22 protein-coding genes and 1 tRNA gene are annotated in these 25,100 nt (G+C 54.9%); 11 read left to right on the top strand and 12 right to left on the bottom strand.

The window, feature by feature from the left end; translation table 11 throughout:
- The first annotated feature begins 3 nt into the window (after positions 1–3).
- From ACOYIE_RS01065 to ACOYIE_RS01025, 9 genes are all read left to right on the top strand, one after another.
- Positions 4–1,446 carry a UDP-N-acetylmuramoyl-L-alanyl-D-glutamate--2,6-diaminopimelate ligase gene (locus ACOYIE_RS01065; RefSeq protein WP_433410017.1) on the top strand — a complete coding sequence of 481 codons (1,443 nt, stop codon included), beginning with the start codon at positions 4–6 and terminating at the stop codon, positions 1,444–1,446.
- Positions 1,447–1,520: 74 nt separating this feature from the next.
- On the top strand, positions 1,521–2,903 hold the full coding sequence (locus tag ACOYIE_RS01060) for a UDP-N-acetylmuramoyl-tripeptide--D-alanyl-D-alanine ligase (RefSeq protein WP_433410015.1): 1,383 nt from the start codon (positions 1,521–1,523) through the stop codon (positions 2,901–2,903).
- Positions 2,900–3,910, top strand: a complete 1,011-nt coding sequence (mraY, locus tag ACOYIE_RS01055; protein ID WP_433410013.1) for a phospho-N-acetylmuramoyl-pentapeptide-transferase — start codon at positions 2,900–2,902, stop codon at positions 3,908–3,910. Before ACOYIE_RS01060 ends, mraY begins: the two co-directional genes overlap by 4 nt.
- Before the next feature lie 33 nt (positions 3,911–3,943).
- Entirely contained in the window at positions 3,944–5,194 is a 1,251-nt protein-coding gene (gene ftsW / locus ACOYIE_RS01050) for a putative lipid II flippase FtsW (protein WP_433410011.1), read from the top strand.
- 23 nt (positions 5,195–5,217) lie between these two features.
- Entirely contained in the window at positions 5,218–6,351 is a 1,134-nt protein-coding gene (murG, locus tag ACOYIE_RS01045; protein WP_433410010.1) for an undecaprenyldiphospho-muramoylpentapeptide beta-N-acetylglucosaminyltransferase, read from the top strand.
- Positions 6,352–6,368: 17 nt separating this feature from the next.
- Positions 6,369–7,310, top strand: a complete 942-nt coding sequence (locus ACOYIE_RS01040; RefSeq protein ID WP_433410009.1) for a cell division protein FtsQ/DivIB — start codon at positions 6,369–6,371, stop codon at positions 7,308–7,310.
- A 280-nt stretch (positions 7,311–7,590) separates the two neighbouring features.
- Positions 7,591–8,742, top strand: coding sequence for a cell division protein FtsZ (gene ftsZ, locus ACOYIE_RS01035; RefSeq protein ID WP_433410008.1), 1,152 nt, complete (start codon positions 7,591–7,593; stop codon positions 8,740–8,742).
- A 185-nt stretch (positions 8,743–8,927) separates the two neighbouring features.
- Positions 8,928–9,866 carry a magnesium transporter CorA family protein gene (locus tag ACOYIE_RS01030; RefSeq protein WP_433410006.1) on the top strand — a complete coding sequence of 313 codons (939 nt, stop codon included), beginning with the start codon at positions 8,928–8,930 and terminating at the stop codon, positions 9,864–9,866.
- A gap of 312 nt (positions 9,867–10,178) precedes the next feature.
- On the top strand, positions 10,179–11,453 hold the full coding sequence (locus ACOYIE_RS01025) for a glycosyltransferase family 2 protein (RefSeq protein ID WP_433410004.1): 1,275 nt from the start codon (positions 10,179–10,181) through the stop codon (positions 11,451–11,453).
- 48 nt (positions 11,454–11,501) lie between these two features.
- Here ACOYIE_RS01025 and ACOYIE_RS01020 read toward each other — a convergent pair whose 3' ends face one another.
- Genes ACOYIE_RS01020 through ACOYIE_RS01005 form a run of 4 tightly spaced genes read right to left on the bottom strand, consistent with a single transcriptional unit; the run spans position 11,502 to position 14,289 of the window.
- The gene (locus ACOYIE_RS01020; protein WP_433410002.1) at positions 11,502–11,945 is read right to left on the bottom strand and encodes a HEPN domain-containing protein; all 444 of its coding nucleotides are present in this window, start codon (positions 11,943–11,945) and stop codon (positions 11,502–11,504) included.
- Positions 11,929–12,240, bottom strand: coding sequence for a hypothetical protein (locus ACOYIE_RS01015; protein WP_433410001.1), 312 nt, complete (start codon positions 12,238–12,240; stop codon positions 11,929–11,931). The genes ACOYIE_RS01020 and ACOYIE_RS01015 overlap by 17 nt, the downstream gene beginning before the upstream one ends.
- 3 nt (positions 12,241–12,243) lie before the next feature.
- The gene (locus ACOYIE_RS01010; protein WP_433410000.1) at positions 12,244–12,972 is read right to left on the bottom strand and encodes an acyl-[acyl-carrier-protein] thioesterase; all 729 of its coding nucleotides are present in this window, start codon (positions 12,970–12,972) and stop codon (positions 12,244–12,246) included.
- Between the two features lie 21 nt (positions 12,973–12,993).
- Positions 12,994–14,289, bottom strand: a complete 1,296-nt coding sequence (locus ACOYIE_RS01005; protein ID WP_433409998.1) for a glycoside hydrolase family 10 protein — start codon at positions 14,287–14,289, stop codon at positions 12,994–12,996.
- Between the two features lie 134 nt (positions 14,290–14,423).
- Between ACOYIE_RS01005 and ACOYIE_RS01000 the strand changes: the two genes are divergently transcribed.
- Complete coding sequence (locus ACOYIE_RS01000) at positions 14,424–15,269, top strand: pyridoxamine kinase (protein ID WP_433409996.1); 846 nt, start codon at positions 14,424–14,426, stop codon at positions 15,267–15,269.
- A gap of 74 nt (positions 15,270–15,343) precedes the next feature.
- On the opposite strand, the gene ACOYIE_RS00995 is transcribed toward ACOYIE_RS01000, so the two are convergent.
- The 8 genes from ACOYIE_RS00995 to malQ all read right to left on the bottom strand — a co-directional run bounded on the left by ACOYIE_RS00995 (position 15,344) and on the right by malQ (position 22,630).
- A complete protein-coding gene (locus tag ACOYIE_RS00995) occupies positions 15,344–16,273 on the bottom strand; it encodes a thiamine pyrophosphate-dependent enzyme (protein WP_433409994.1) in 930 nt (309 codons plus the stop codon).
- Positions 16,274–16,277: 4 nt separating this feature from the next.
- Positions 16,278–17,462 carry a pyruvate ferredoxin oxidoreductase gene (gene porA, locus ACOYIE_RS00990; RefSeq protein WP_433409993.1) on the bottom strand — a complete coding sequence of 395 codons (1,185 nt, stop codon included), beginning with the start codon at positions 17,460–17,462 and terminating at the stop codon, positions 16,278–16,280.
- Between the two features lie 2 nt (positions 17,463–17,464).
- On the bottom strand, positions 17,465–17,770 hold the full coding sequence (locus ACOYIE_RS00985; protein ID WP_433409991.1) for a 4Fe-4S binding protein: 306 nt from the start codon (positions 17,768–17,770) through the stop codon (positions 17,465–17,467).
- Complete coding sequence (locus tag ACOYIE_RS00980) at positions 17,767–18,357, bottom strand: 2-oxoacid:acceptor oxidoreductase family protein (protein ID WP_433409990.1); 591 nt, start codon at positions 18,355–18,357, stop codon at positions 17,767–17,769. Before ACOYIE_RS00980 ends, ACOYIE_RS00985 begins: the two co-directional genes overlap by 4 nt.
- 492 nt (positions 18,358–18,849) lie before the next feature.
- Positions 18,850–18,925 (bottom strand) — tRNA-Gly (locus ACOYIE_RS00975).
- 94 nt (positions 18,926–19,019) lie between these two features.
- Positions 19,020–19,721, bottom strand: a complete 702-nt coding sequence (locus ACOYIE_RS00970) for a helix-turn-helix domain-containing protein (protein ID WP_433409989.1) — start codon at positions 19,719–19,721, stop codon at positions 19,020–19,022.
- A gap of 140 nt (positions 19,722–19,861) precedes the next feature.
- Positions 19,862–21,100, bottom strand: a complete 1,239-nt coding sequence (locus tag ACOYIE_RS00965) for an HAD-IA family hydrolase (protein ID WP_433409988.1) — start codon at positions 21,098–21,100, stop codon at positions 19,862–19,864.
- A 36-nt stretch (positions 21,101–21,136) separates the two neighbouring features.
- The gene (gene malQ, locus ACOYIE_RS00960; protein ID WP_433409986.1) at positions 21,137–22,630 is read right to left on the bottom strand and encodes a 4-alpha-glucanotransferase; all 1,494 of its coding nucleotides are present in this window, start codon (positions 22,628–22,630) and stop codon (positions 21,137–21,139) included.
- Positions 22,631–22,941: 311 nt separating this feature from the next.
- Between malQ and ACOYIE_RS00955 the strand changes: the two genes are divergently transcribed.
- Positions 22,942–25,100: IdeS/Mac family cysteine endopeptidase (locus tag ACOYIE_RS00955; protein WP_433409985.1), on the top strand; the 2,159-nt coding region annotated here is incomplete at its 3' end.

The raw sequence follows: 25,100 nt of genomic DNA, 5'->3' as shown, positions 1-25,100 counted from the left end.
AACATGAAGTTACAGGAATTGCTGAAAGGCGTTGCGGTAAAAAACAGTGCTGCGGCAATGGAACTGGATATTCGGGAAGTGCGTTATGATTCGCGCATGGTCGGGCAGGGCGATCTGTTTGTCGCCATCCGCGGCTATGCGACAGACGGGCACCAATATATTGGCAAAGCGATGGAACAGGGTGCTGCGGCTGTTGTCTGCGAAGAGGCGCCCGCGGGCGTGCCTGCGATTGTGGTGGAAAATGCGCGGCAGGCGCTGGCTGAAATTGCCGCTAATCGCTTTGGGCATCCGGCGGACAGCATGGTTATGCTGGGCGTAACGGGTACCAACGGTAAAACGACGACGACCTATCTCGTCAAACATATGCTGGAGGACGCGGGATATAAAGTCGGCCTGATTGGCACAAATCAGAATCTGATTGGCGATGAAGCGATTGAGACTGAACGCACCACACCGGAATCTTACGAGCTGCATGCGCTGTTCGCGCGCATGCGGGACGCCGGATGTACGCACGTTATTATGGAGGTGTCCTCGCACTCGCTGGTGCTGGACCGCGTACACGGGATTCGTTTTGCGGTGGGCGCATTTACCAACCTGACGCAGGACCACCTGGATTTTCACAAAACCATGGAAGAATACCGCAAAGCCAAGGCGATGCTGTTTTCCGTATGCGATAAGGGCGTTATCAACCTGGATGATGCAGCGGCGCAGGCCATGCTGGCAGATGCGGAGTGCCCGTGCCTGACCTTCTCATGCGGCAGCGATGCCGCCGGCCTGACTGCGAAAAATTTGCAGCTGCATGCGGATGGCGTTGAGTTTCTTGCCAACACAAGAGGAGAACTCGCGCGTGTCCGGCTGGGGATTCCAGGACATTTTTCGGCAGAAAATGCGCTGTGCGCGCTCGGTATTGCCGTGCAGCTGGGTATCCCGCTGGAGAATGCCGCCAGATCGCTTGCAGCGGCGAAGGGCGTCAAGGGCCGCGTTGAGGTTGTGCCGGTGGATGCAGACTACACGGTGCTGATTGATTATGCGCATTCGCCGGACGGCGTGGAAAATGTGCTGAAGGCTGTGCGGGGCTTTGCCAAAGGCCGTGTTATTGCGCTGTTTGGCTGCGGCGGAGACCGAGACCGGACCAAACGTCCGAAAATGGGACGCATTGCGGCCGAACTGGCTGATTTTTGCGTAGTGACGAGCGACAACCCGCGCACCGAGCAGCCGCAGGCAATTATTGACGATATTCTTGCGGGCATGCAGGACAGCAAGACACCGATGCAGGTGATTGCAGACCGGCCGGAAGCCATCCGCTGGGCGCTGGCGCATGCGAAAAAAGACGATATCATCGTTCTGATGGGCAAGGGCCATGAGACCTATCAGGAGGTCAACCACGTCAAGCATCATATGGATGAACGGGAGATCGTCGCGGATTACTTTCAGGATGTCCGCTGAACGGCAGAATGGAAAGGGCAGCCTGCTTTGCCGGAAGCGAGCAGTAAGAACAATAAAAATGGGGGATAGGTAAAATGGAACGCTTTACGCTTGCACAGGCTGCGGATTGGACAAAGGGAGATGCGGTGGGCGAAGCCGAATTGACTGCGGTGACAACCGATTCACGGCAGATACCGCCTGAAGCGCTGTTTTTGCCCATCAGGGGGGAGCGGTTTGATGCGCATGATTTTATGGAAAAGGCCATTGCAGACGGTGCGGCTGCCGTTGTTTCCCACAGGAAAAAGGAGCAGTATGCCGTGCCTGCCCTGTATGTTGAAAACACCTCGCAGGCGCTGCTTGATCTTGCGGGCGGCTATCGCCGTATGTGCGGCGGAAAAGTGATCGGTGTAACGGGGTCGGTCGGAAAAACGACGACCAAGGAACTGCTGTATGCAGTTCTGTCGCAGAAATTCCGTGCCTGCAAGACGGAAGGCAATCTGAATAACGAAGTGGGTCTGCCGCTGACGCTGCTGCGTATGACGCGGGAGACTGAGGTGATGGTGGCTGAAATGGGGATGAACCATTTTGGAGAAATCAGCCGCATGACCGCGGCGGCAAGGCCGGATATTGCGGTGATTACCAACATCGGCACCTCGCATATTGAATTTCTCGGTTCGCGGGAGGGTATCTGCAAGGCGAAACTGGAGATTCTGGAGGGGCTGCGGCCGGATGGCTGCGCCGTATTCTGCGGAGACGAGCCGCTTTTGTGGGAAAAACGGGAAAGTCTCGGCTGCCGTGTCTGCACTTATGGAATAGAAAATCCGGCTTGTGACCTCACTGCGCACTTGCATGAGGACGGTACATTTGATATAGTAAATAACAGTCTGCCGTGCCAAACGCTGGGCAGAGGAGAAAAATTCAAAGCAGCGCTTGCCATTCCGGGCGCACATAACGTGCTGAATGCGCTGGCGGCCGCGGCCGTCGGCCTGCTGCTGGGAGAGGCGCCGGAACAGATCGCGGCAGGGCTTGCCAGTTACCGTGCAAGCGGCGTGCGGCAGAACATTTATGATAAGAATGGTTATCATATCTATGCCGACTGCTATAATGCCAGTCCGGACGCGATGGAAGCGACGCTGCGCGTGCTGGGCACGATGGCGCCTGAAGGCAGACGTTTTGCGGTTCTCGGCTCGATGCTGGAGCTGGGGGAGTACGCGGAAGAGGGGCATCGGCGCGCCGGACGTGCCGCCGCCGCATACGCGGATGCGCTTTACGCCTATGGGCCGGACGCAGCCGCGATGGCTGCGGGAGCAAGAGCATGCGGCATGGAGCAGGTTTATACTTTTTCGGACCATGCGGCGCTGGTTGCGGCGCTGCAGCGGGATGCGAAAAAGGGAGATGCGTTGCTGTTTAAGGGCAGCCATGGCATGAAAATGGAGCGAGCGCTCCGTTTGTTCTTAGGGGAGGACGTTGAAGAATGACACCAGTAAACAGCTATACGGCGCTGATTCTCTGCGCGGTTGCCTTTGCGGTAACCGCAGCGATTGGACCGGCGGTTATCCGCTATCTGCGCAAGATGAAGTTTGGGCAAAAGATTTTGGAAATCGGCCCCAAATGGCACATGAATAAGCAGAATATTCCGACAATGGGCGGGTTTATGTTCATCATTGGCATTGCGGTTGCTGTGGCCGCAGGCAATGTGATCAGCTGCGTGACGGACGGCGAGGTTTCGGTTTCGTCGCTGGCGGTGCTGGGGCTGGCGGTGGCCTACGGGGCGGTCGGCCTGGTGGACGACTATGCCAAAATCAAAAAAAAGCAAAATGCCGGCTTGACCCCCAAGCAGAAGCTGGTGCTGCAAATTCTGGTTGCGGCGGTATTTATTCTGGTCCTGTTTCTGGAGAGTGACGGCCTGCCCAAGCTCTGGATTCCTTTTACGGATATCGCAGTTGGCCTGCCGTGGCCGCTGTATATTATTTTTGCAGCGTTTGTCATTGTCGGCGCGGATAACGCAGTGAATTTGACCGACGGTATCGACGGTCTGGCGGCCGGTGTAACGCTGCCGGTTGCGGTGTTTTTTACCTGCGTGGGGATTGCGCGCGGCGATTTTGGCGTAACGATTTTTGCGGCTTCGCTGGCCGGCGGTCTTGCAGGATTTTTGATTTATAATTTTAACCCTGCCAAGGTGTTTATGGGCGATACGGGCTCGCTTTTTCTGGGCGGTGCAGTAGCCGGCTTGGCGTTTGCCTGCGATATGCCGCTCATTCTGCTGCTGGTCGGCCTGATTTATATTATCGAAACCCTGTCGGTTATTTTGCAGGTGACTTACTTTAAAATATCGGGCGGCAAACGTCTGTTTAAGATGGCGCCGATTCATCATCATTTTGAAATGTGCGGCTGGGGAGAAAAGAAGATCGTGCTGGTGTTTGCCGGTGTGACGATTTTGCTTTGCCTGCTGGCTTATTTTGGTGCATTGCGGCCCGTTCTCTGATTTTTTTTGATGGACTCTTCGGAGGTGTCTCCCATGGCTACGACAAACAGGCCGGCGCGCCAAACCTATCGTGCAGCCCGGAAGGGGCAGCGGCGTCCGGTATATGCCGCCGGCGGGCATGCGGATGCGGCGCTGCCGCATGACGGTGCTGCGCCGCGAACTGCAGAGCAGCCCCACCAGAAAGTGCGCGCACATGCGTGGGACGGCGGTTTGTTTTTTTGCGTGCTTCTGCTGATGGCGGTTGGGTTGATTGCGCTGTATTCGGCCAGCTATTCGGTTGGATTACATCGGTTTGGCAGCCCTGTTTATTTTATCAAGAACCAATTTGTGAATGCGGTTCTGGGTATCGGAGCAATGATTGTGATTTCCCGCATTCCCTATAAGCTCTATGCCCGCTGGCATCAGGCGCTGATGGTGGTCTCTATCATTTTGCTGATCCTGGTTGCCATCCCGGGCGTGGGTGAGGTACGCAACCATGCACGCCGCTGGCTGTTTGGTTTCCAGCCGTCAGAAATCGCCAAACTGGCGGTTATTATTTGCTTTGCCTATTGGATTGCGCGCGATACAAAAAGCGTGCGCAGCCTGAAAGGGCTGATAAAGCCGTATGGACTATTGCTGGCAGCCTATGTTGTGCTGCTGGCGCTCGAACCGCATACATCGGGCATGCTGATTATCTGCGGCATCGGCGTAATTATTTTGGTGGCGGGCGGCATGCGCCTGTGGTATTTCATCCCGATTGGCGTGTTGGGCGTCGGCGTGGTAACCGCCTTTTATTTCATGTTTGAGCATGTGCGCACACGTTTTGCGGTCTGGCTCAATCCGTTTCTGGATATGAGCGGAGACGGCTATCAGGGTGCGATGAGCCAGATTGCAATCGGCTCGGGCGGCTTTTTTGGCCTTGGATTGGGGAACGGGCGGCAGAAGCATCTGTATCTGCCCGAACCGCAGAACGACTTTATCTTCGCCGCATGGTGCGAAGAGATGGGCTTTATTGGCGCGCTGATTGTCATTCTGATGTTTGCCTGCCTGATTTACAGGGGCTTCGTAATTGCACGCGCGGCGCCCGATAAGTTCAGCGCTATGGTAGCAACTGGTATCACCGCCAAATTGGCGATTCAGACGCTGATGAATTTGTATGTTGTTACCGGTATCATTCCGGTCACCGGCGCAAGTTTGCCGTTTTTCAGTTACGGCGGCACAGCGCTGCTCATGCAGCTGGGTGAGATGGGGATACTGCTGAATATTTCACGCTATATGCGCATCGACGTGCGGCAAAGCGAATAAAACGGCATTGGGGGAACGCAAGTATGAAACTATATATCACCGGCGGCGGTACGGGCGGGCATGTAACGCCGGGCCTTGCAATCGCACGGTATTTTGAGCAGAAACATCCGGATACTGTCGTCCGCTTTGCGGGCTCGGAGCGCGGAATTGAAAATAAGCTGGTCCCGCGCGAGGGATATCCGCTGGATACGATTGAAATTATCGGCCTGTCGCGCGCTATGAGCCTGAAGGGCGTGGCGCATAACATCAAAGCGGCGAAACTGGCGGTGGCGGCTGTCGGCAAAGCAAAAAAACTGCTGAAGGAAGCGCGGCCGGACTGTGTGATCGGCTGCGGCGGATATGCCTCCTTCGCGGTGGTGCGCGCAGCGCAGCAGCTTGGCATTCCGACCGTCCTGCTCGAAGTGAACGCGCTGCCCGGCAAGGTGACGAAGATGCTTGCCAAAAAGGCGGATCGTGTGCTGGTTTGTTTTGAACAGGCCAAAGAACTGCTTGGCGGAGGAGACAAGGTGGTGGTAACGGGTGCGCCCGTTCGCGGAGAAATCCTTGCGGCAGATCGGGGAAAAGCGCGTGCCCGATTCGGCCTGAAGGAAGAAGACCAGCTTGTCGTGTCCTTTTGGGGGTCAATGGGCGCCAAATACATGAACGAACATATGGCGGGAACGCTGGCGCTGGAATGTAAAAATAATGTTGCCTATCACCATGTGCATGCTTCCGGCGCAGCGGCGCGGGAGTGGATGCCCAAAATGGCGGAAGAGCAGGGTGCAGATTTACAGAACCATCCCAATATTGAGCTGACGGAATATATTTACGATATGGCAGACCGGCTGGCTGCCGCGGATCTGGTTGTGTGCCGTGCGGGTGCGGCAACGCTGGGTGAGTTGTGCCTGCTTGGCCGGCCGGCGATTCTGGTGCCCTCTCCCTTTGTGGCGGAGAATCACCAGGAAAAGAACGCCCGTGCGCTGGAACAGGCTGGCGGCTGCAGCGTACTGCTGGAAAAGGATGCTGATCCGGAGACGCTGTTCCATGCGATACAGGATATGCTGCGCAATGGTGAGCAGCTTCGGCAAATGGGGCGCAATGCCACTGCGCTGGCCGCGCCCGATGCGAGTGAGAAAATTTATCAGGAGATTATGCGGGCAATAGGCGTGCATAGCTAAGAAAAAGGGGCGTTTGGATGAAACGGCGGAAACGGAAACAGAAAACGCCCGAGCAGATGAGGCGGCGGTCCCACCGCCGGGAGCGATTGTTTCGGCTGTTCGGGCGGCTGCTCTTCATCGGCGTGTTATTGGCGGCGGCTGTGCTGGCGCTGACGGTTTTCTTTAAAGTGGATACCATCTCGATAGAGGGTTCCATCAAATACAGCGCCGAGGAGATCGTCGCCGGAATGGATGTGAAAAAAGGGGACAACCTGTACCTTTGGAATAAAGTGAAGACAAGGGATGTCCTGCTGGAGCGCTTTCCATATTTGCAAACGGTACAGATACGGCGGCGTCTGCCGGATACCATTGTGGTAACGGTAACAGAAAGCGAAGCCGTGCTGGCCGTGCCGTCGGACGGCGGGTATTATCTGGTAAGCGAACAGGGCAAGATACTGGAACAGACGGACAGTGACAGAGGACTCTCTGTGGCGACAGGGGTTTCGCTGATGGGCATGCAGCCGGGACAGATGATTGAACAGTCGTCGGATGCCTATACGGATGCGCTGCTGGCCGTGCTGATGACACTGGATGCGGCCGATATGCTGGAAGATACCGATTTTATCAACCTGCAATCGCTGACAGATGTGCGCATTGGCTATCAGAAACGCTTTGATATCCGCGTGGGGACGGTGGAAGACTTGGCCTATCGGCTGCGTTTTGCGCAGACGGTTATTGAAAACCGGTTGTCTCCGTCGGATATCGGCCGGCTGTATTGGGATGCCAAAGCGCGCCTGCATTATGTGCCGGATACAGCGGAGAACGTTGCCAAATCACGGACAGGCGTGGACGACAGCGATGTGGTAACGTTTCATCCGGACGGGACGGCCATACCGGAGGATGGACAGTCTGCGCCGGAAGATTCGTCGGAGCCGGAAGATGAAACGGAAGGTGAAGAAGGCGAAGAAAGCGCGGCATGAATGCAGGGCTGCTAAAAACGGGAAAATATTACAAAAAGTATGCAGGAACGCTTTTAATACGGAATGTCTGGTGCAAAAAAATTCGCCCCGTTCGTGGAAAGTTACAGAAATTTCAATATTTTTTTGAGGCATCCACTAATTTATGTTGCAAAACAGGGCGAAAAGGGTTAAAATTAAAACAATAGGGGTCGCATGCCCGCAGGCAATGCAGCGGCAGGACGACAGGAATTGTTAATTAAGAATATCTGAACGATTTTTATCATAACGGAGGATGGCAACAATGGGTTTTGAGTTTGAACAGGGCTTGGATAACGTAGTTAATATCAAGGTGATCGGTGTCGGCGGCGGCGGCGGCAATGCGGTGAACCGCATGGTGGAAAGCGGCGTGCAGGGCGTTGACTTTATTTCGATCAATACGGATATGCAGGCGCTGAATTATTCTCAGGCCGGCACCAAAATCCAGATTGGTGAAAAGCTGACTAAGGGACAGGGCGCAGGTGCGAATCCTGAGATTGGCCGCAAGGCAGCGGAAGAGAGCAAGGACCAGATCGCCGCTGCGCTGCAGGGTACCAATATGGTGTTCATCACTGCCGGCATGGGCGGCGGTACAGGAACGGGCGCGGCTCCGGTTGTGGCGCAGATTGCGCGTGAAATGGGTATCCTGACCGTTGGCGTTGTTACCCGTCCGTTTGCATTTGAAGGCAAGAAGCGCCTGGAGCAGGCGCTCAGCGGTATTGATGAACTGAACAAAAACGTTGACTCGCTGGTAATTATTCCGAACGAGCGCCTGAAGTACGTTTCGGAGCAGAAGATTACCTTCAAAAATGCGTTTGAAATTGCGGACGGTGTGCTGCGTCAGGCCGTTGCCAACATTTCCGAACTGATTACCGTGCCCGGCTTTATCAACCTGGACTTTGCAGACGTTACTTCGGTAATGAAGGACGCCGGCTATGCGCATATCGGCACCGGCCGCGCTGCTGGGAAAGATAAAGCGGCTGAGGCTGCCCGCATGGCGATTTCCAGCCCGCTGCTGGAAACTTCGATTGATATGGCACGCGGCGTAATTGTTTCTGTCATTGGTTCGGATGATATCGGCCTGGATGAGGTTGAAACCGCGGCTACCATGGTGCAGCAGGCAGCGCATCCTGATGCGCATATCATCTTCGGTGCGTTTATTGACGATTCGATGGATGATGAAATCCGTGTTGTTGTTATTGCAACAGGCTTTGATAATGCGCCTAACTCGGCGAAGATGGATATGGAAGGCAAAACGGCGTCTCCCGCGTCCACTGGCACCGGCCTGTTTACGGAAGCGTCCTCCACTGCGGCAGAGGAGAAATCTGCTCCCGTGCAGTCCCAGTCGAGCGAGCTGGGTTCAGATGACGCTGCATTTGACGTGCTGATGCGTATTTTCGATAAGGATCATCGCTGATTCGCAGGACAGTACAATCAAAATTCAAAAAACAGCCCTGTAAAGGGCTGTTTTGGTGTTAACTGCCATTGTAAATAACTTGTAAAAGGAGCGTGATTGCTGTGAGTCCAGACCCTCGAAGTAGACAAAATAAAAAAACTCACGGCGGTCTCTCTGCATGAGCTGCCGTGGAAAGGCGGTAGAAAATGGTAGAATTTTACAAGACGATTGATGGTCGTGTTACCGAACTGGAAGGCTTTACGGAAGGCTGCTGGGTCAATATGGTACACCCCAGTTCGGATGAGATTGATGCGATTGCGCGAGCGGCGCATGTGGAAGAGGAGTTCATCCGTGCGGCGCTTGACCCGGAAGAAAGCTCGCGTGTGGATACGGAAGACGAGCAGCTTTTGATGATCGTTGACATCCCGATGGTAGAGAAAAATTCCGTAGAAGATGGCGGGCAGATGTTCAGCACCCTGCCAATGGGTATTGTGGTGGGACAGACGGCTGTTATCACCATTTGCTTGGAAGACAGCATTATTCTGCGGTCCATCGCAGAGGGGGCGGTGAAGGGCGTCCATACTGCGCTGCGTACACGGTTTGTGTTTCAGATTTTGCTGCGCGTAGCAGGCCGCTTTTTGAAAAATCTGCGCATGATTGAGCGTGACTTTTCGCGTATTGAAAGACGGCTGTATGATTCGCAGAAGAACGAGGAATTGATTCTGCTGCTTGGCTTATCTAAATCGCTGGTTTATTTCTCTGCGTCCCTGAAGGGAAACGAAGTCACAATGGAAAAAGTGCTGCGCGGCCGCGTGCTCAAATTATATGAGGATGACAGGGATATTCTGGAGGACGCGCTGATTGAGATTCGGCAGGCCATTGAGATGGCAGGGATTTACTCCAGCATTCTGTCCGGTACGATGGATGCCTACGCCTCTGTTGTATCCAACAATTTGAACATTATTATGAAAGTACTGACTGTGCTGACCATTATTATGACCATTCCCAATATTATTTTCGGTTTTTACGGAATGAATATTGAGGGAGGCATTCCGGGACAATGGTTCTGGTGGGTGCCGCTGATTATTTCGGCCTGTGCCTGCTTCTTTGCATGGTTTATGTTAAAAAAGAAAAATCTGGATTGAAAAAGCGCCGCTTTTGCGGCGCTTTTTATATTGAGCGGGAGCAGGGAAAAGGTGCGGGGGCTCATAAAAAATTCAGAAAAATTTAAGAAAATCAGGGAAACTTTCTTCATAATTTTGCGTTATAGTTGAATAGAAAACTCTTGTGACAAAAAGAGTAATGAAAAAAAGGAAAAATAAGGGTAGGATTTTGTGGAAAGGAGAAAAATTGTGGAAAGTGCTTAAATAAATGTTGAAAAAATCGTCAAAAGTGCTATGATGATACGAGGAATTCCGGATAGAAAAATCGGACGGAATGAAAGGAGCGAAGGGTGCATGCTTCGTTTTTTGGATAATTTACAAGTTGTTGTGTACATCGCTTTTATCCTGGCATATGCCTATCAGTTAATATACCTGTTTATCGGCCTGCTGGGCAAGGGACCGCAGGGGAAAAAGAATGCGGAACTGCACCGGTACGCGGTGATGATTGCTGCAAGAAATGAGCAGACGGTAATAGGGGATTTGATTGCCAGCCTGAAAGAACAGCAATATCCGCAGGAACTGATGGATATTTACGTTGTGGCGGATAACTGTACTGACCGAACGGCAGAGGTTTCCCGAAAGGCCGGTGCAGTGGTTTATGAGCGGTTCAACAAGCGGCAGGTAGGCAAGGGATATGCGCTGGACTATCTGCTGCACCGGATTTTTGAAGATTGCGGCGATCAGTATTACGACGGCTTTTTTGTCTTTGATGCAGATAATCTGGTAGATGCGCGCTTTGTCAGCGAAATGAACCGCATGTTTGATACAGGCCGTTATGTAGCGTTAACCAGCTATCGGAACTCCAAGAATTTTTGCGATAACTGGATTACTGCCGGATATTCGCTGTGGTTCCTGCGGGAAGCGCGCTATTTGAGCCAGCCGCGTGCGCAGCTTGGCGTCAATTGCGCGATTTCCGGCACAGGTTTTCTGGTTTCAGCCGATGTGATACGCGAAAAAGGCGGCTGGCCGTATCATTTGCTGACGGAGGATATTGAGTTTTCCGTATCCTGTGCGGTGGAGGGGCGCAAAATCGGCTATTGCGGTACGGCGATGGTGTATGATGAACAGCCGACAGAGTTTCGGCAGTCCTGGGATCAACGCCTGCGCTGGAGCAAGGGATTTTATCAGATTAATGCCCATTATACGGGCGCGCTGCTGCGCGGATGTGCGCGCGGCGGGCGGCGGGGCGCATCCTGCTATGACATGCTGATGACGGTTGCGCCGGGCAACCTGGTATGCGTTGGCATGGTGGCGCTGTTTTTGGTGGTTTTATTGAGCGCCTTGTGGCAGCCGGCGTTTCTTGTTTGGCGGGCCCTGCGTCTGCTGGGGCATTTCCTCGCAGCAACATTTTTGGGCATCTATAAAACCATGCTGCTGTTTGGCTTCATTACGGTGCTGACGGAGTGGAAACGAATAGACGGCGCCGCATGGAAAAAATTGATGTATACATTTACTTTCCCGCTGTTTATGATGACGTATATTCCGATTTCGGTTGCTGCGCTGGTCAGCAAGGTGGAATGGAAACCGATTCGTCACGGCGCTTCCCAAAGAAGCAGAGAGCGGGCATAACAACACTACAAAAAAGGAGGAAGACGCCTTGCGGCATCTTCCTCCTTTTTATTCTTCTGCGATTGGGTGCGGTCCATCACTATCATAGAGCTCTCTGCGAATCGCGGCGAACATCCGCTCGGCCATATCGAGATACCGCCGGATATCCTGCTCGCTGATGGTAAAAGGCAGGTCGGTCGGATATCGGGTTTCAATATAAAGGTCATTGAGCGCTGCGCTCTCATCCAGGTATTCGGAAAATGCATCGGGGTCCAGCCGGATGGCCTGACGGCAGAGATAAGTCAGGTTATGTCCGTCAAAGTGCTTGCCTGTGCGGTACAGAAGATATCCCTTGAGCGCTTTTTCGATGGCCTGCTGGCAGTGAAACGCCGTGTTATAGCAATCGCCGCCATAGGTCAGAAGCAGACGTGCGCACTGTAGGTCGCACAGCGCTTTATCCAGCCATTTATAATAGGCATGGCTGTCTGATGCGCCTCTACGTCTCCGGCTCATAAACCACCTGTCCTTTCCGGGCGATCCACGCCGCATAGGAGGTGTGATCTTCGCACAGAAGGTTCCATTCGCTCTCCGTATACACGTTCAGAGAGACGGGCACATCTGCGGAAATGGCAAGGTGCAAAGCGGTACGCAGCCGATGGCAGTCTGCACCGTCCGGCGTGATGACGCACAGGCTGAGCGCTTTGAGCTTGCCTGTTGCCATGGTGCGCTTTTCTGCATACAAGATGATCTTTTTCGGCTGACACACGCCAAGAATATCCTGTACGGATTGTTTTACAAGTTCATGCATCATTCATACCTCCTTGGGAAAGGGTGAGATGGAGGCAAGGGCCTCAAAACGAACGCTGCCGCCGGCTTCGCCCCGCAGGTAATATGCGCCGTCCGACATGCCGCGGGACAGGGCGAGCTGCTCTCCGCAGGTCGTCTCTGCCGTATAATTGACCTGAAGCGAGGAAACAAAGCCGGGCTGGCTTTGCAAATCGAGTGTGTCCGAAAGAAGCTCGACGACACGGGCGTTATTGACGTGGCGGTTGATATCCAGGTCAGAATATCGTACATCGTGAATATGGTGCAGCTGCGCGTTGCCGCAGGACAGCTTGGGCAGCGGCGGGAACAGATCTCCGCGCGCGGCATGCAGATAATCGGCGGCGGCAGGGAAGGCGGTCGGCCGCAAAATGCGGTGCGTTTCCGGCTCAAGCGTTACCCACATGGACTGGCCCTGTCCGACCGGCTCGTCTCCGACGTAAAAGGCGAAGCAGCGATACCAGCAGGCGCCGCGGATGCCGGGGCACCAGGTCTCGCATCGGAGGCGTTCATAGGGCAGCAGCGGACGGGTGAGCGTAGCCTTCATGCGGGAAAGCACCCAGAGAATGTGCAGGTCATCCCGCCCGATGTGCAGCTCGTCCGCATGGACGGTAGCGGCGTCCTGCATAGTTGTCCAAAGGAACGAAGGGCGGGCAAAGCCGCGATTGTCCACATGGCTGAACGTGATTTCATATTCGCGGGACAGTAGGTTGTGCAAGGGAATACGCCTCCTTATGGCTTAATAAAACAGACTGGTGATAAAACGGGAGAAAATATCCAGCAGAGAATTGCTGCGGTCGGATTCATCCGCATCTCTGTCCGGTTTGCCGCTGTCATGCGAAGCATAATGCTCGGTCAGCATAGCTGCGCCGTTCGGGGTATTCATAAGCGAAGAATAGCTGAAAAAAACTTCGCCCTGAATATCAATTCCCTCGTCCAGCAGGGCAAGCTGACGCTCCAGCTCTGCCGTACCGTACCAGAGGTCGCCCTGCGCAGCCTCCGCCGCGCGGTACGCGCCGATACCGATATACAGCGCAACATCGCTTGCGGAAACCGCATTCTGCCACCACTCGGTCAGAACGGCAAAATCTGCGGCTTCAAAGCCGATTTCCCAGTAAAGCTGCGGGCAGATATAGTCTACGGTGCCATCCTCGATCCATTCCAGCGAATCGCAGTAGATTTCGCGATAGGAGGAGCGCCCGTTCGTGTCGCTGCCGCGGGCGTTATCCCGTTTATTGTCCCATATGCCGGCGGGGCTGACGCCGAATGCCAGATCGGGGTCAATATCGTGCAGCGTTTCATCCAGTGCAGCAATCAGCGTGTTGACATTATCGCGTCTCCAGTCGTCAATATCGTCAAAATCATCCCCATAGCGCAGAAAAGAGGTCTGGTCGTTAAAGTCCATGCCGGGGTAAAAGTAATCGTCCAGATGGATGCCGTCCACCGCATATTTGCGGACGATTTCCGCTGCGCCGTCCACCACAAGCTGCTGAACGCCGGGCAGGCCGGGGTCAAAATAATAGTTGCCCTCATGTTCGACCAGCCACTCAGGATGCTGTTTGGCGGGGCTGTCCTCGGGCAGGGCGTCCAGCTCCTCCTTTCCGCCGCGCGTGACGCGATAGGGGTTGAGCCAGGCGTGCAGCGCAAGGCCGCGGCGATGTGCGCCTTCAATCCAATAGGAAAGCGGATCAAACCCGCCGTCCGGCGCAATGCCGGATGTGCCGCTGACATAACGGCTCCAGGGAAAAATATCGGATGCATAAAGCGCGTCTGCGGAAGGGCGAACCTGTAGGAATATGGTATTCAGTCCCATGGCGGCAATGTTGTCCAGCATGGCGTCCGCTTCGCTTTTCAGTTCATCGGCGGTCATGCCCTGTCTCGTCGGGAAATCAATATTATATACGCTGGAAACCCAAACGCCGCGCACATCGTCCTCGGGGGTGTGTACGGCCTGCTGCTCGGCAGGCGCAGCGGCAGAAAACGGGAGCAGCAGAGAAAAAATCAGCAGAAAAGAAAAAATGCGTTTTGGCAGCATGCGGATAACTCCTTTGGAAACGGTAGATGGTATTAATTATATATTTTACCATTGTGCCGAACGGAAAGCAAGGGAGATTGACTTTGGCAGAAAATCATCGTATGATAAGATGGTGAAGGATGTGAACGGGTTTTATGCAAAAGAAAGTATTGGCGCTGCATGATTTATCAGGGTTCGGGCGGTCGTCGCTTGTGCCGATTATTGCGGTGCTTTCTGCGGCGGGACAGCAGTGCGTGCCGCTGCCCACAGCGGTGTTTTCCACCCATACGGCAATAGAGGGTTGGGTGACGACGGACCTGACCGGCGCGATGCACCAGACGATTGAACAGTATGATGGACTGGGGCTGCGGTTTGAAGCGGTGTACGCGGGGTTTCTTGGCTCGGCAGACCAGATTGACTGTGTGCGTGAAGCCGCCACCCGCCTGAAAGCGGCGGGCGGGATTGCGCTGATTGACCCTGTGATGGGCGATAACGGCAGGGTGTACGCCACCTATACGGCGGAAATGTGCATGCGTATGCGGGAATTGTGCGCGATAGCCGATGTGATTACGCCGAATACAACGGAGGCCGCGATTCTGCTTGACCGCAATCCTGCGGACCGGCCGGGGAATGCCGATGAAGCCTGGGAATGGATGCAGGCGCTGCGCAGGCGATATGGCACGCAGGTTGTAATGACCGGACTGGATTTTGAACAGGGGCATATCGGTGCAGGGTATTTGGCGGAAGATTGCAGCGGTTTTTCACTGCATCGCAGGGTGGAGCAATATTACCCCGGCACCGGCGATCTGTTCGCTGCCGTGATGCTGGGGGCGCTGCTGAACGGAGAAAAAATGTCGGCGGCGTGCGACCGCGCAGGAGAATTTGTCAAGGATTGCATTGCCTATACTGCCGCGCAGCATACCGACCCGGCGTATGGCGTGCAGTTTGAAAAGCTGCTGGGAAAACTGACAGGCTCGCCGGCAGAGGTCACAACAGGTTAAAAAGCCCACGGGCAGCGATAAGCTGCCCGTGGGCTTTCCATATATAAATGAAAAGAGGTGTGCGACAGAATGTTTCAGCGGCATTTGCCGAGCAGCTCGGCCCACTTGCGGTCTACCCATTCCTGGGCGTTTTCAAGCATCCATTCATTGCCCCTGGCAAACATGTGCTTGAAACGGCCCTGTCTGGAGAGAAACTCCTCAACCGGCAATTTCTTTTTAGGCTCGTAGGACAGATGGTACTCGCCCTCGATAACTTCGTACAGCGGCCAGACGCAGGTTTCCACGGCAAGACGGCAGATTTCGGCAATATCCTCAGCCGGATACCGCCAGCCGCGCGGACAGGGACTCATTACATTCAGAAAGGCCGGACCCTCTGTGTAAATCGCGCGATGCGCCTTTTCGTGCAGATCCTTGAAGTTGCCGATAAAGGTGGATTGTCCAACATAGGGGATGCCGTGCGCAACCATGATGCTGGTCAAATCTTTTTTGTTCTGCTTTTTGCCGTAAGAGACGCTGCCGGTCGGCGTGGTGGTGGCATCGGCAAAACGCGGCGTGGAGGAGGAACGCTGGATGCCCGTGTTCATATAAGCCTCGTTATCATAGCAGACATAAACCATGTCATGTCCGCGTTCCATCGCGCCGGAGAGCGACTGGAAGCCGATATCGTAGGTGCCGCCGTCGCCGCCGAAGGTGATGAATTTGAAATTATCCTGCACCTTGCCCTTTTTCTTCAGCACCTGATACGCAGCTTCCACGCCGCCGCAGGTTGCGGCCGCGTTTTCAAACGCACAGTGGATATAGCTGTCCTCCCACGCGGTATAGGGATATAGAAAAGACGAAACTTCAAGGCAGCCCGTGGCATTGGTGATGACGGCCTTATCTTCGGGATTGAGCGCGCGTAGCACGGCGCGTACCGTGATGCCTGCGCCGCAGCCGGCGCAAAGCCGGTGGCCGGGCGCAAAGCGCTCTTTCTTCTGCACTTCAGTTTTCAGATTGTACGCCATATGCTTATTCGCTCCTTTGTCCGATATGGCGATAGACCTCGCCAGTTTTGCCGGTCTGCACGATTTCATCAAGCGCAGCAAAGATTGTCTCAGCGGTATTTACGGTAAAGTCGCGGCCGCCGAGACCGTAAACATAGTTGATGCACTTGGGCCGGTTTTCCAGATCATACAGTGCCGAACGGGTTTCGGCAAACAGCGGGCCGCCTGCCGCGGAAAAACTTTCCGCCTTGTCCAGTACGGCAACGGCCTTGCATCCGTCGAGCGCTTCGGCCAGTTCCTGCATCGGGAAGGGACGGAATACCCGCACCTTGACCATGCCGGCCTTCTTTCCTTCAGCTCTGAGCTTGTCCACGGCCGCGCGCGCTGTGCCGGCGGACGAGCCGATCAGCACGATTGCGGTCTCGGCATCCTCCATGCGATAAGCCTCAAAAAAGCCGTATTTGCGGCCGGAGATTTTTTCAAACCGTTCTGCGACCTCCAGAATGACCGCTTTGGCATGCTTCATGGCTTCGGCCTGCTGGATTTTATGCTCCATGTAATAATTGGTCACATCATACGGGCCAACCGCAAGCGGATTGTCATGCTTGAGAAGATAATGCTCCGGCTGATATTCGCCTACAAACTGCTTGACGACGTCGTCTTCCAGCAATTCGATGTTCTCTACGCCGTGAGAGGTGATGAAGCCGTCCTGACAGATCATAACAGGCAGACGCACCTCCGGGTTTTCACCGATGGGCATCGCCTGCAGGTAATTGTCATAAACCTCCTGGTTGGTTTCTGCGTAAATTTGAATCCAGCCCGCGTCGCGTATGCCCATGGAATCGGAGTGGTCGTTGTTGATGTTGATGGGGCCGGTCAGCGCGCGGTTGACGCAGGCCAGCGTCACCGGCAGGCGGGAGGAGGATGCGACGTACAGCAGCTCATACATCAGCGCAAGGCCGCAGGAAGAGGTGGCGGTGACGGCGCGCGCACCGGCGGCTTCCGCGCCAATGCAGGTGGACATGGAAGAGTGTTCGCTCTCTACAGTGACATATTCGGTGTCTACCAGGCCGTCGGCCACATACTGGGCAAAATACTGCGGAATTTCGGTAGAGGGGGTGATGGGGAACGCGCCCATCACGTCAGGGTTGATCTGGCGCATCGCGGTGGCGACGGCCTCGTTGCCCGAAAGACGCTCACGAATCGACATGGTCATTCCCCCTCCTTTACAAATTTGATGGCGTCAAAAGGACATACCTTTTCGCAGATGCCGCAGCCCTTGCAGTGGTCAAAGTCAAAATCAAGGCGCTTGTCGCCGTCAACAGGAATGGCGCTGTCAGGGCAGTAGGGGACGCACAGCATGCAGTGGCGGCACTTATCCGCGATGAATACCGGCGTCTGGGTGCGCCATTCGCCGGTCATGGTCAGGCGGGAGGTGCCGGGCTCGTAAATTTCACCGCCGGGCGTCAGCTTTTGCCACGGCGAATTTTCGTGAATATCGGCTGCTTTGAAATTCATCCTACTTTTACCTCCTGCATGGAACGGGTCAGCGCGGCCATATTGCCGTCGATGACCTGCGGCTTATGTGCAAATTTGTGCTGGAAAGACGCTTTCATATCTGCGATAAAGCGATATTCTTCCACCACGCCGGAGACCTTGACGGCGGCCGCCAGCATCGGCGTATTTGGAAAGTTTTTGCCGAGCGTCTGCTCGGAAATTTCGCGTGCGTCAATGGTGCAGACCTTGCCGCTGTAGCCGCCGAGCAGCGGACGGACGTCGTCTGGATTTTTTGCGGTGTTGATGATGATGGCGCCGTCTGCTGATAAGCCGCGGGTTACATCAACGGATTCAAGCAGGGTCTCGTCAACCACCACGACGTAATCCGGTTCATAAATATTGGAATGGATGGAACAGCGCTCATCAGAGATGCGGTTATAGGCTGTAATGGGCGCGCCCATGCGCTCCGGCCCGTACTCCGGAAATCCCTGCACATATTTACCGGAAGAGAATGCGGCGTCTGCCAGAAGAAGGCACGCTGTTTTTGCGCCCTGGCCGCCGCGGCCGTGCCAGCGGATTTCAACCGTTTTTTTTGCTTGCTGAACCATGAAATAAACCCTCCATATCATCGCGGTTATCGTTTGCCTTGAGGTGAGCGGACGGTGAGGCGGGTTTGGAAAATAAAAAGCGGCCGTCCCGTAAAAGGACGACCGCCTGTAAGCGTCGTTATACCACCTGATACCGTACCATCATACGTTTCCCGTTAACGGTGGGGCACCGGCACGATCTCTGCTGCAACATCAGCTTCGGCGTGCGACTCGGGAGTGATTTTCGGCAGCCGGCTACTCGCATCGGGCTCGCACTGTCCCCGACTCGCTTGTGCTTTGGCATTGGCGGCGTACTGTCTCCGTCACAGTCATTGTCATATTAACGAGGAAAAGTATACGCAAAATTTGCATGCTTTGCAATAGTGAAACTGCACAAAAATTACGGGATATTCCATCTAATATATACATCCGTCCGCGTGGAGCGGACAAAACGGTGAGTTTGTGCGTCTGTAAAAAAGAAAAAGCACCGTTTGAAAACGGTGCTTTTTCTTTTGGAGCGGCTGACGAGGCTCGAACTCGCTACCTCCACCTTGGCAAGGTGGCGCTCTACCAGATGAGCTACAGCCGCATTTTCTATCGCGTCGAACTCATTAGCGCGATATTTATTATAGCAAAGAGAGCGTGTACTGTCAAGCGAAAAAATGAAAAAATAAGAAAAATTTTCAAAGGTGCTTGCGGGACCTTCGGCACAGCCGCAGAGAGACGAACAGACAGACCGCCAGATACAGCAGCAGCGGCACCCCAGAGAGAAGCAGAAAACGCACAATATTCCATGCCGGTCTGGGCAGGGCGAGCCATAGCTGATCGACAAGCTGATAGGGGATTTCCGTGAGCAGCCCATAGAACAGAAGCGCGAGCGGATAGCAGACGACCGGTGAAACGAACCAGACTGCGATGCGCCAAAAAGAGCCAATAAACGCAGTTCCCTCCGTTTCAGCCGCGCTGCGGAGAAATAGCCCGTAGCCTGTTGCCAGCGCAACAGAAAAGACGAGAAGAATCAGGCCGAGAACAGTTGGGAGTGTCGTGGCGGAGCGGAAAAAGCCGTAGCAGATCAGCAGCAGCCCGCAGACGCAGCCTGCAATCGTCATGCAGAGCAGCAGGGGCGTGCCGATGTGCGCCTGTGCAGATGCGGTATGCGGGGCCTTTTTGGGGGCTTCCGGTTCGGGCGCGATATTCCGGAGCAGCCAGTCGGTCGTTACATGAAAATACTCTGCCAGCGCCACGATTTTGGCGGTATCCGGCGTGGCTTCGTCCGTCTCCCACTTGCTGACCGCCTGACGGGACACACCCAATGTAATCGCCAGATCTTCCTGTGACAGACCGCGTTTTTTGCGCAGGTCGATGATTTTTTCTCCAAGTGTCATGTGTATGCACCTCCATGCGTGATGGTCTGATTTTACTGCAAGATTGCGTTGCAGACCACCAAGTTGAGCTGGAAATTGCGCAACCTACGGTTGCAATTGGAAAAACCGGCGCATTTTTTGCAAATATGCGCCGGTTTTTATCAATATCCCAAATGTTCGCCAATCAGCACCAGCTCGCAGCTGTCCATCTTTTTCATCGGACCCATGTGGACGACAAGCGCGCGGCAGATCCGCTCAGGTGCGCGGCAGTCATGGCATTTGCCGTCCGCGGCGCATGGCGTTTGACGGTGCAGGCGCTTGGCGTTCAGCGGCGCGGCAATGGTGCGCGCCCGCTCGATAGCGCTGGCAAGATCGGGGCATAATTTATTGATGCCGCATACAAAGATACAGCGCTTCGGCCCATACAAAGTTCCTGCCACGCGGTTGCCGTTGCCGTCGATGTTGACAATTTCGCCGGTCTCACTCAGCCCGTTGGCAGAAGTGAGATAAATATCCGGCGTCTGAAAACAGTCGTCAGGGTCAATCCAGTGCCAATGCACCTCGGTGCTGCTGTCAAATGCTTCGGGGAAGCCCAGTTCCTTGAGGGTGATCGAGCCGCCGAGAGACACGGACTGGCCCGCACATACTTGCGATAAGTAAGCGGCGGCTTCTTTTGCCGTCGGAAAGTAGGAGAACGCAAAGCCGCGTCCGGTAAATGCGCTGCAAAGGGCGTCAATGTTGAGCGGGCCGCGCTCAAACAGCGGCAGAAGCTCGGCAGGGGCGTTTGCCAGCGCATCGGCGCCAGCCTCCTTTAGTTCATCGGCAGAGCGGAACCCCCAGGTCACGCCGACGGCGGTCAGGCCGGCGTTTTTGGCGGTCTGCATATCCGTCGCGCTGTCTCCGATATACAGCGTGGATGCAGGCTCGCCGCCCAGTTCGCGCAGCAGCTGGAGTGCGCCGGTCGGGTCGGGCTTGCGCGGCATGTCCGGCCGCTCGCCGATTGTAATTTGACAGAGGTCGCCAAAGAAGTGACGGATGAGACTTTTGGCGGCAAGGTCGTATTTGTTGGACAGTACGCCGACAGACACACCGGCCTTTTTGAGCGTTTTCAAAAGCGGCAGGATGCCATCATATGGCTGGGTGCGGTTCATCATACGTTCGTTGTATGCCGTGCGGAAGTCGTCCAGACAGGTATCAAGCATGGTTTCGCTGCGCTTTCCTTCCGGAATACAGCGTTCGACCAGCTTGCGCACACCGTTGCCGACATACTGTCTCGTCTGCTCTTCGGTGACAGCAGGGAAGCCGTGCCGCATCACCGCACAGTTGACACTGTCGCACAGGTCGCCCAGCGTGTTGAGCAGGGTGCCGTCTAAATCGAAAATAGCTGTTGTGATTTTCATGCTGCGATCCTTTCCAGGTCGGTTTGGATGCGCGGGTCAGCCGCGCCTATACGTTTTGGTAATTTCGCCCAACATGGCCGAAACCGTCGGGTTGAGCGCCTCTTCACGCACCCGCCAGCGCCAGTTTTTGCCGCCGATGGTGGCCGGCGTGTTCATACGGGCGTCTGCGCCGAGCGAAAGCAGATCCTGCAGGGTGGTCATGGCGATGCGTGAGGGAGAGGCCCAGACGCTTTTGATCGCGCTCCAGCCCATTGCCTCGGCATGCGAGGTGCGCAGATACCGGTAGGCAAACTGTTTTTCCGGTTCGCTGCACAGATCCATGATCTGCTCGCACACGGTCTGCGAATCGTGGGTGGAGGTGTAGACAATGCTGTTCGGGATGAAGTTATGCGGCAGATGCTCATTGTCATAATCCGGCGTAAAACCGAAAATCAGAACGCGCATACCGGGCAAGCCGCTTTCCGCCAGCAGCTCGCGCACTTCGTCTGTCTGCACGCCGAGATCCTCTGCGATGAGCGGCACCGGACCGAGCGCCTGCTCGATGGCGCGGAACAGCTCCATGCCAGGCCCCTTGCGCCAGTGTCCGTTGACGGCGGTTTCCTCGCTGGCTTTGACCTCCCAATAGGCGGCAAAGCCGCGGAAATGGTCGAGGCGAATGACATCGAACAGCGCCATGTTGCTCTTCATGCGCCAGATCCACCAAGCGTAATGCTCGGCACGATGTGCCGCCCAGTCGTATACCGGGTTGCCCCAGAGCTGGCCGGTGGCCGAGTAATAGTCAGGCGGCACACCTGCTACGAGCTTGGGGCTTTTATCCGCTTTGAGCTTGAACAGGGTGGGGTGTACCCAAACATCTGCCGAGTCGGCAGAGACATAGATCGGGATATCGCCGATGATTTTGATGCCTTTTTCGTTGGCATATGCCCGCAGCGCCGTCCACTGCTCAAAAAAGACATATTGCAGGAAAATGCGGAAGTCGATTTCGTCCCGCAGTTCTTCCGTCACCTTTTGCAGGGCGGCAGGTTTGCGGTCGCGCACGGCTTTATCCGGCCACATATAAACCGGCATGTCGTGATATTTTTCTTCTTTCAATGCCATAAACAGCGCGTAATCCGGCAGCCATTCGGCGTTAGCCGCGGCAAAGACATGGATTTTTTCACGCAGCGCCGCATCTGCGCGGCTGTATGCCCTGCGGAACAGCGGCCAGCGGGTATCCGCAAGCTGCTCAAAATCCGCCGTGTCGGGCGAGGCTTCAAAATCACCTGCGCGGACTTCGTCCGCGGTCAGCAGTCCATCTTCGACCAGCAGATCCAAATCAATCAGATAGGGATTGCCGGCGGCGGCGGAAAAGCACTGGTACGGTGAATCGCCGAAGCCGGTGTGGCCGAGCGGCAGCACCTGCCAGTAGGTCTGGTGCGCTGCGGCGAGAAAATCAATAAATTCGTAGGCGGTTTTGCCCATGGTGCCCACGCCGTGCGGCGAAGGCAGAGAAGTGACGTGCGCCAGCACGCCGCTTGAACGCTTGAACATAAGTTTCTTCCCCCAGTTTAATATGACAGTATTATAGCACAGAAGAGAGAAATTCCCAAGGCTTATCTCAAAAGCAATCGCAGGCCGGCTGCTTTTGCAATGACGGGAGAAAAGGGGAAGCGCATGAAAAATGTTTGACTTTTACAGCATTTTTCTGCAAATTGCTTTACTTTATCGGGGATTCATAGTAAAATATATAAATTGTTCGCTTGCTCTGTTTGGAAGAAGCGGATGCTTTTGCATGTGGTGCAGTGCATATGCTGCGCTGCAATATTTTGAGATGGATATTGAGAGAAGAAATGGAGAATTACATGAAAAGTTTTGCAAACAGCGCGTGGGCAGCATGGAAAAGGGGATTATGCGCCGCAATGTCCGTGCTGCTGGCGGCTCAGATGGTACCCCTGTCGGCTTTGGCGGCGGATGTGGGTGCGGATGCATCGCAGCAGACGACTGCACAAGGCGGGAATGCGGTTACGCAGTACGTCAGTCAGGAGGACGGAAAAACAAAAACCATTTACTGGACGCAGGGCGTGACGCCCCCGCAGATGGGCGGGGAAAACAGTGATTTTGTCCGCACGGAAAGCACGGCCGGCGGCGAAACCTATGTGGAATACATTGCCCCCTTTACTGCGGGAAACGGCTGGTATGACATCAATAAATCCGAAAGCCTGGAGAATGATGCCAACCTGTGTTTTGCAGCGGCGGCCTCCAATACGCTGCACTGGTGGTTGGCGCAGAACCGTGAATATATCGATTTATATTTGCCCAAATTGCAGCAAACCGATTCAGGCAAGGCCGCAAAACTGCAATCGCTGCGGGTTGATGCCCAAGAACAGACCGGTAGTCCCATTTACAAGATTTTTGTGGACCAGTTCGCCAAGCGGCAGGAAGGCTATTGGACGGATATTTTGCAGGATCAGTTCCTCAACGGCTATAAGCCCAAGGCCAACGGCGGTGTAAACGACGAAGACTGGGATGGACCGGCGCTGATTGCAAATGGACCGGATAAAAACGGCGGTTTTTTCTACGACGTGCTGAAGGCGAAACGTCTGACGCGGCGCAGCTATTACGATGCGGGCTATGATACCATCAGCAAAGAACTGAAAGACCATCTGATAAACGGTGAGATTGTGCTGCTGTCCTATGCGATGGGACAGGCCAAATCTCATGTGGTCACAGTTTGGGGTGTAGAGTATGATCAAAACGGTAAGCTCAGCGCGGTGTATATATCGGACTCTGACGATGCGAAACAGCAGGGCATGGTGCGTTACGGCATCTATCGTACCGGCAGGGGACAGGCCATTTTATCCAACCGGACAAACGGCGGCGGCACCACGCTGATAGAGAGCCTGCAAATTCTCTCCCAAGGCACACAGCAGTGGAAGCAATACCTGGGGATTGAGCAGCGGGCGCTGCATCTCCGATGGGACAATACCGAACTGACTTACAATGGGAAAACGCAGTGCCCGACGGTCAGCACAGCGGATATCCAGGCGGGTGATGACGTTCGGCTGGATGTGACCGGCGGGGCGGCTGATGCAGGTACGCATACGGCTCAGGTGCATCTCATCGGAAAGGATGCAGGAAAATACGAAATTTCCGGTTCGGATACCATACAGTACACCATTCAGCCTGCGTCAGCCACGGTACAGCTCACGGCAGAGGTGCAGAACGGTCGCGTGAACCTGACGGCCGAGGTTTCCGGCTTAAATGGGGAAGTGCCTGCGGGAAAAGTGCGGTTTGCAAAAGATGGTGAAGCTGTGACGGAGGCGCCGCTGCAGGGCAATAAGGCGTTGGGCACATGCAGCATATCCGAAGCGGGCGAATATACGTTTGACGCAACCTATATTCCGGCAGAAGGCGGGAACTATAAGCAATCTGTCAGCGCGCTTCAAAAGGTAGACGTTGCCAAGCAAATTCAAGCGGCGCTGACGATTGAGGATGTCGGACGCAAAGTGTACGGAGAGGAAGCGTTTGCTCTGCGCGTGTCCGGCGGCAGCACAAACGGCGCGGTGACGTATACCAGCAGCGATCCGACCGTGCTCCGCATCGACGGTTCTGAGGCTGTAATCTGCGGCGCGGGCACTGCAACCCTTACAGCTACCATGGAAGGGGATGCGGTTTACAGCAGCGTGACGGCGACGCTTGCTGTGACGGTAGACAAGGCGCCTGCACCGAGCATTGCCTATCCCGCCGCTTCCGCGATCACTTACGGACAGAAACTGAGCGCAAGTGCTCTCAATGGCGGCAGCACAGAGTACGGTAGCTTTGCGTGGTCCAATCCGGATGCTGTACTGAACGCGGGCGCAGCAAGCGCCGAGATCCGCTTTACGCCCAATGAGCAAACCATCCGCAATTATGAAACCATTACAGACTGCTCTCATACGGCGAGTGTTGCCGTACAGCAGGCGGCGCCGAACGTCACTGTGCGGGCGGAAAACCTTGAAACGACAGAGAACCGCCATACCAT

It is taken from the genome of Agathobaculum sp. (assembly GCF_050946325.1).
Lineage (GTDB): Bacteria > Bacillota > Clostridia > Oscillospirales > Butyricicoccaceae > Agathobaculum.
The sequence above is the reverse complement of the archived record's forward strand: the minus strand, read 5'-3'. Positions and strand labels throughout refer to the sequence as shown.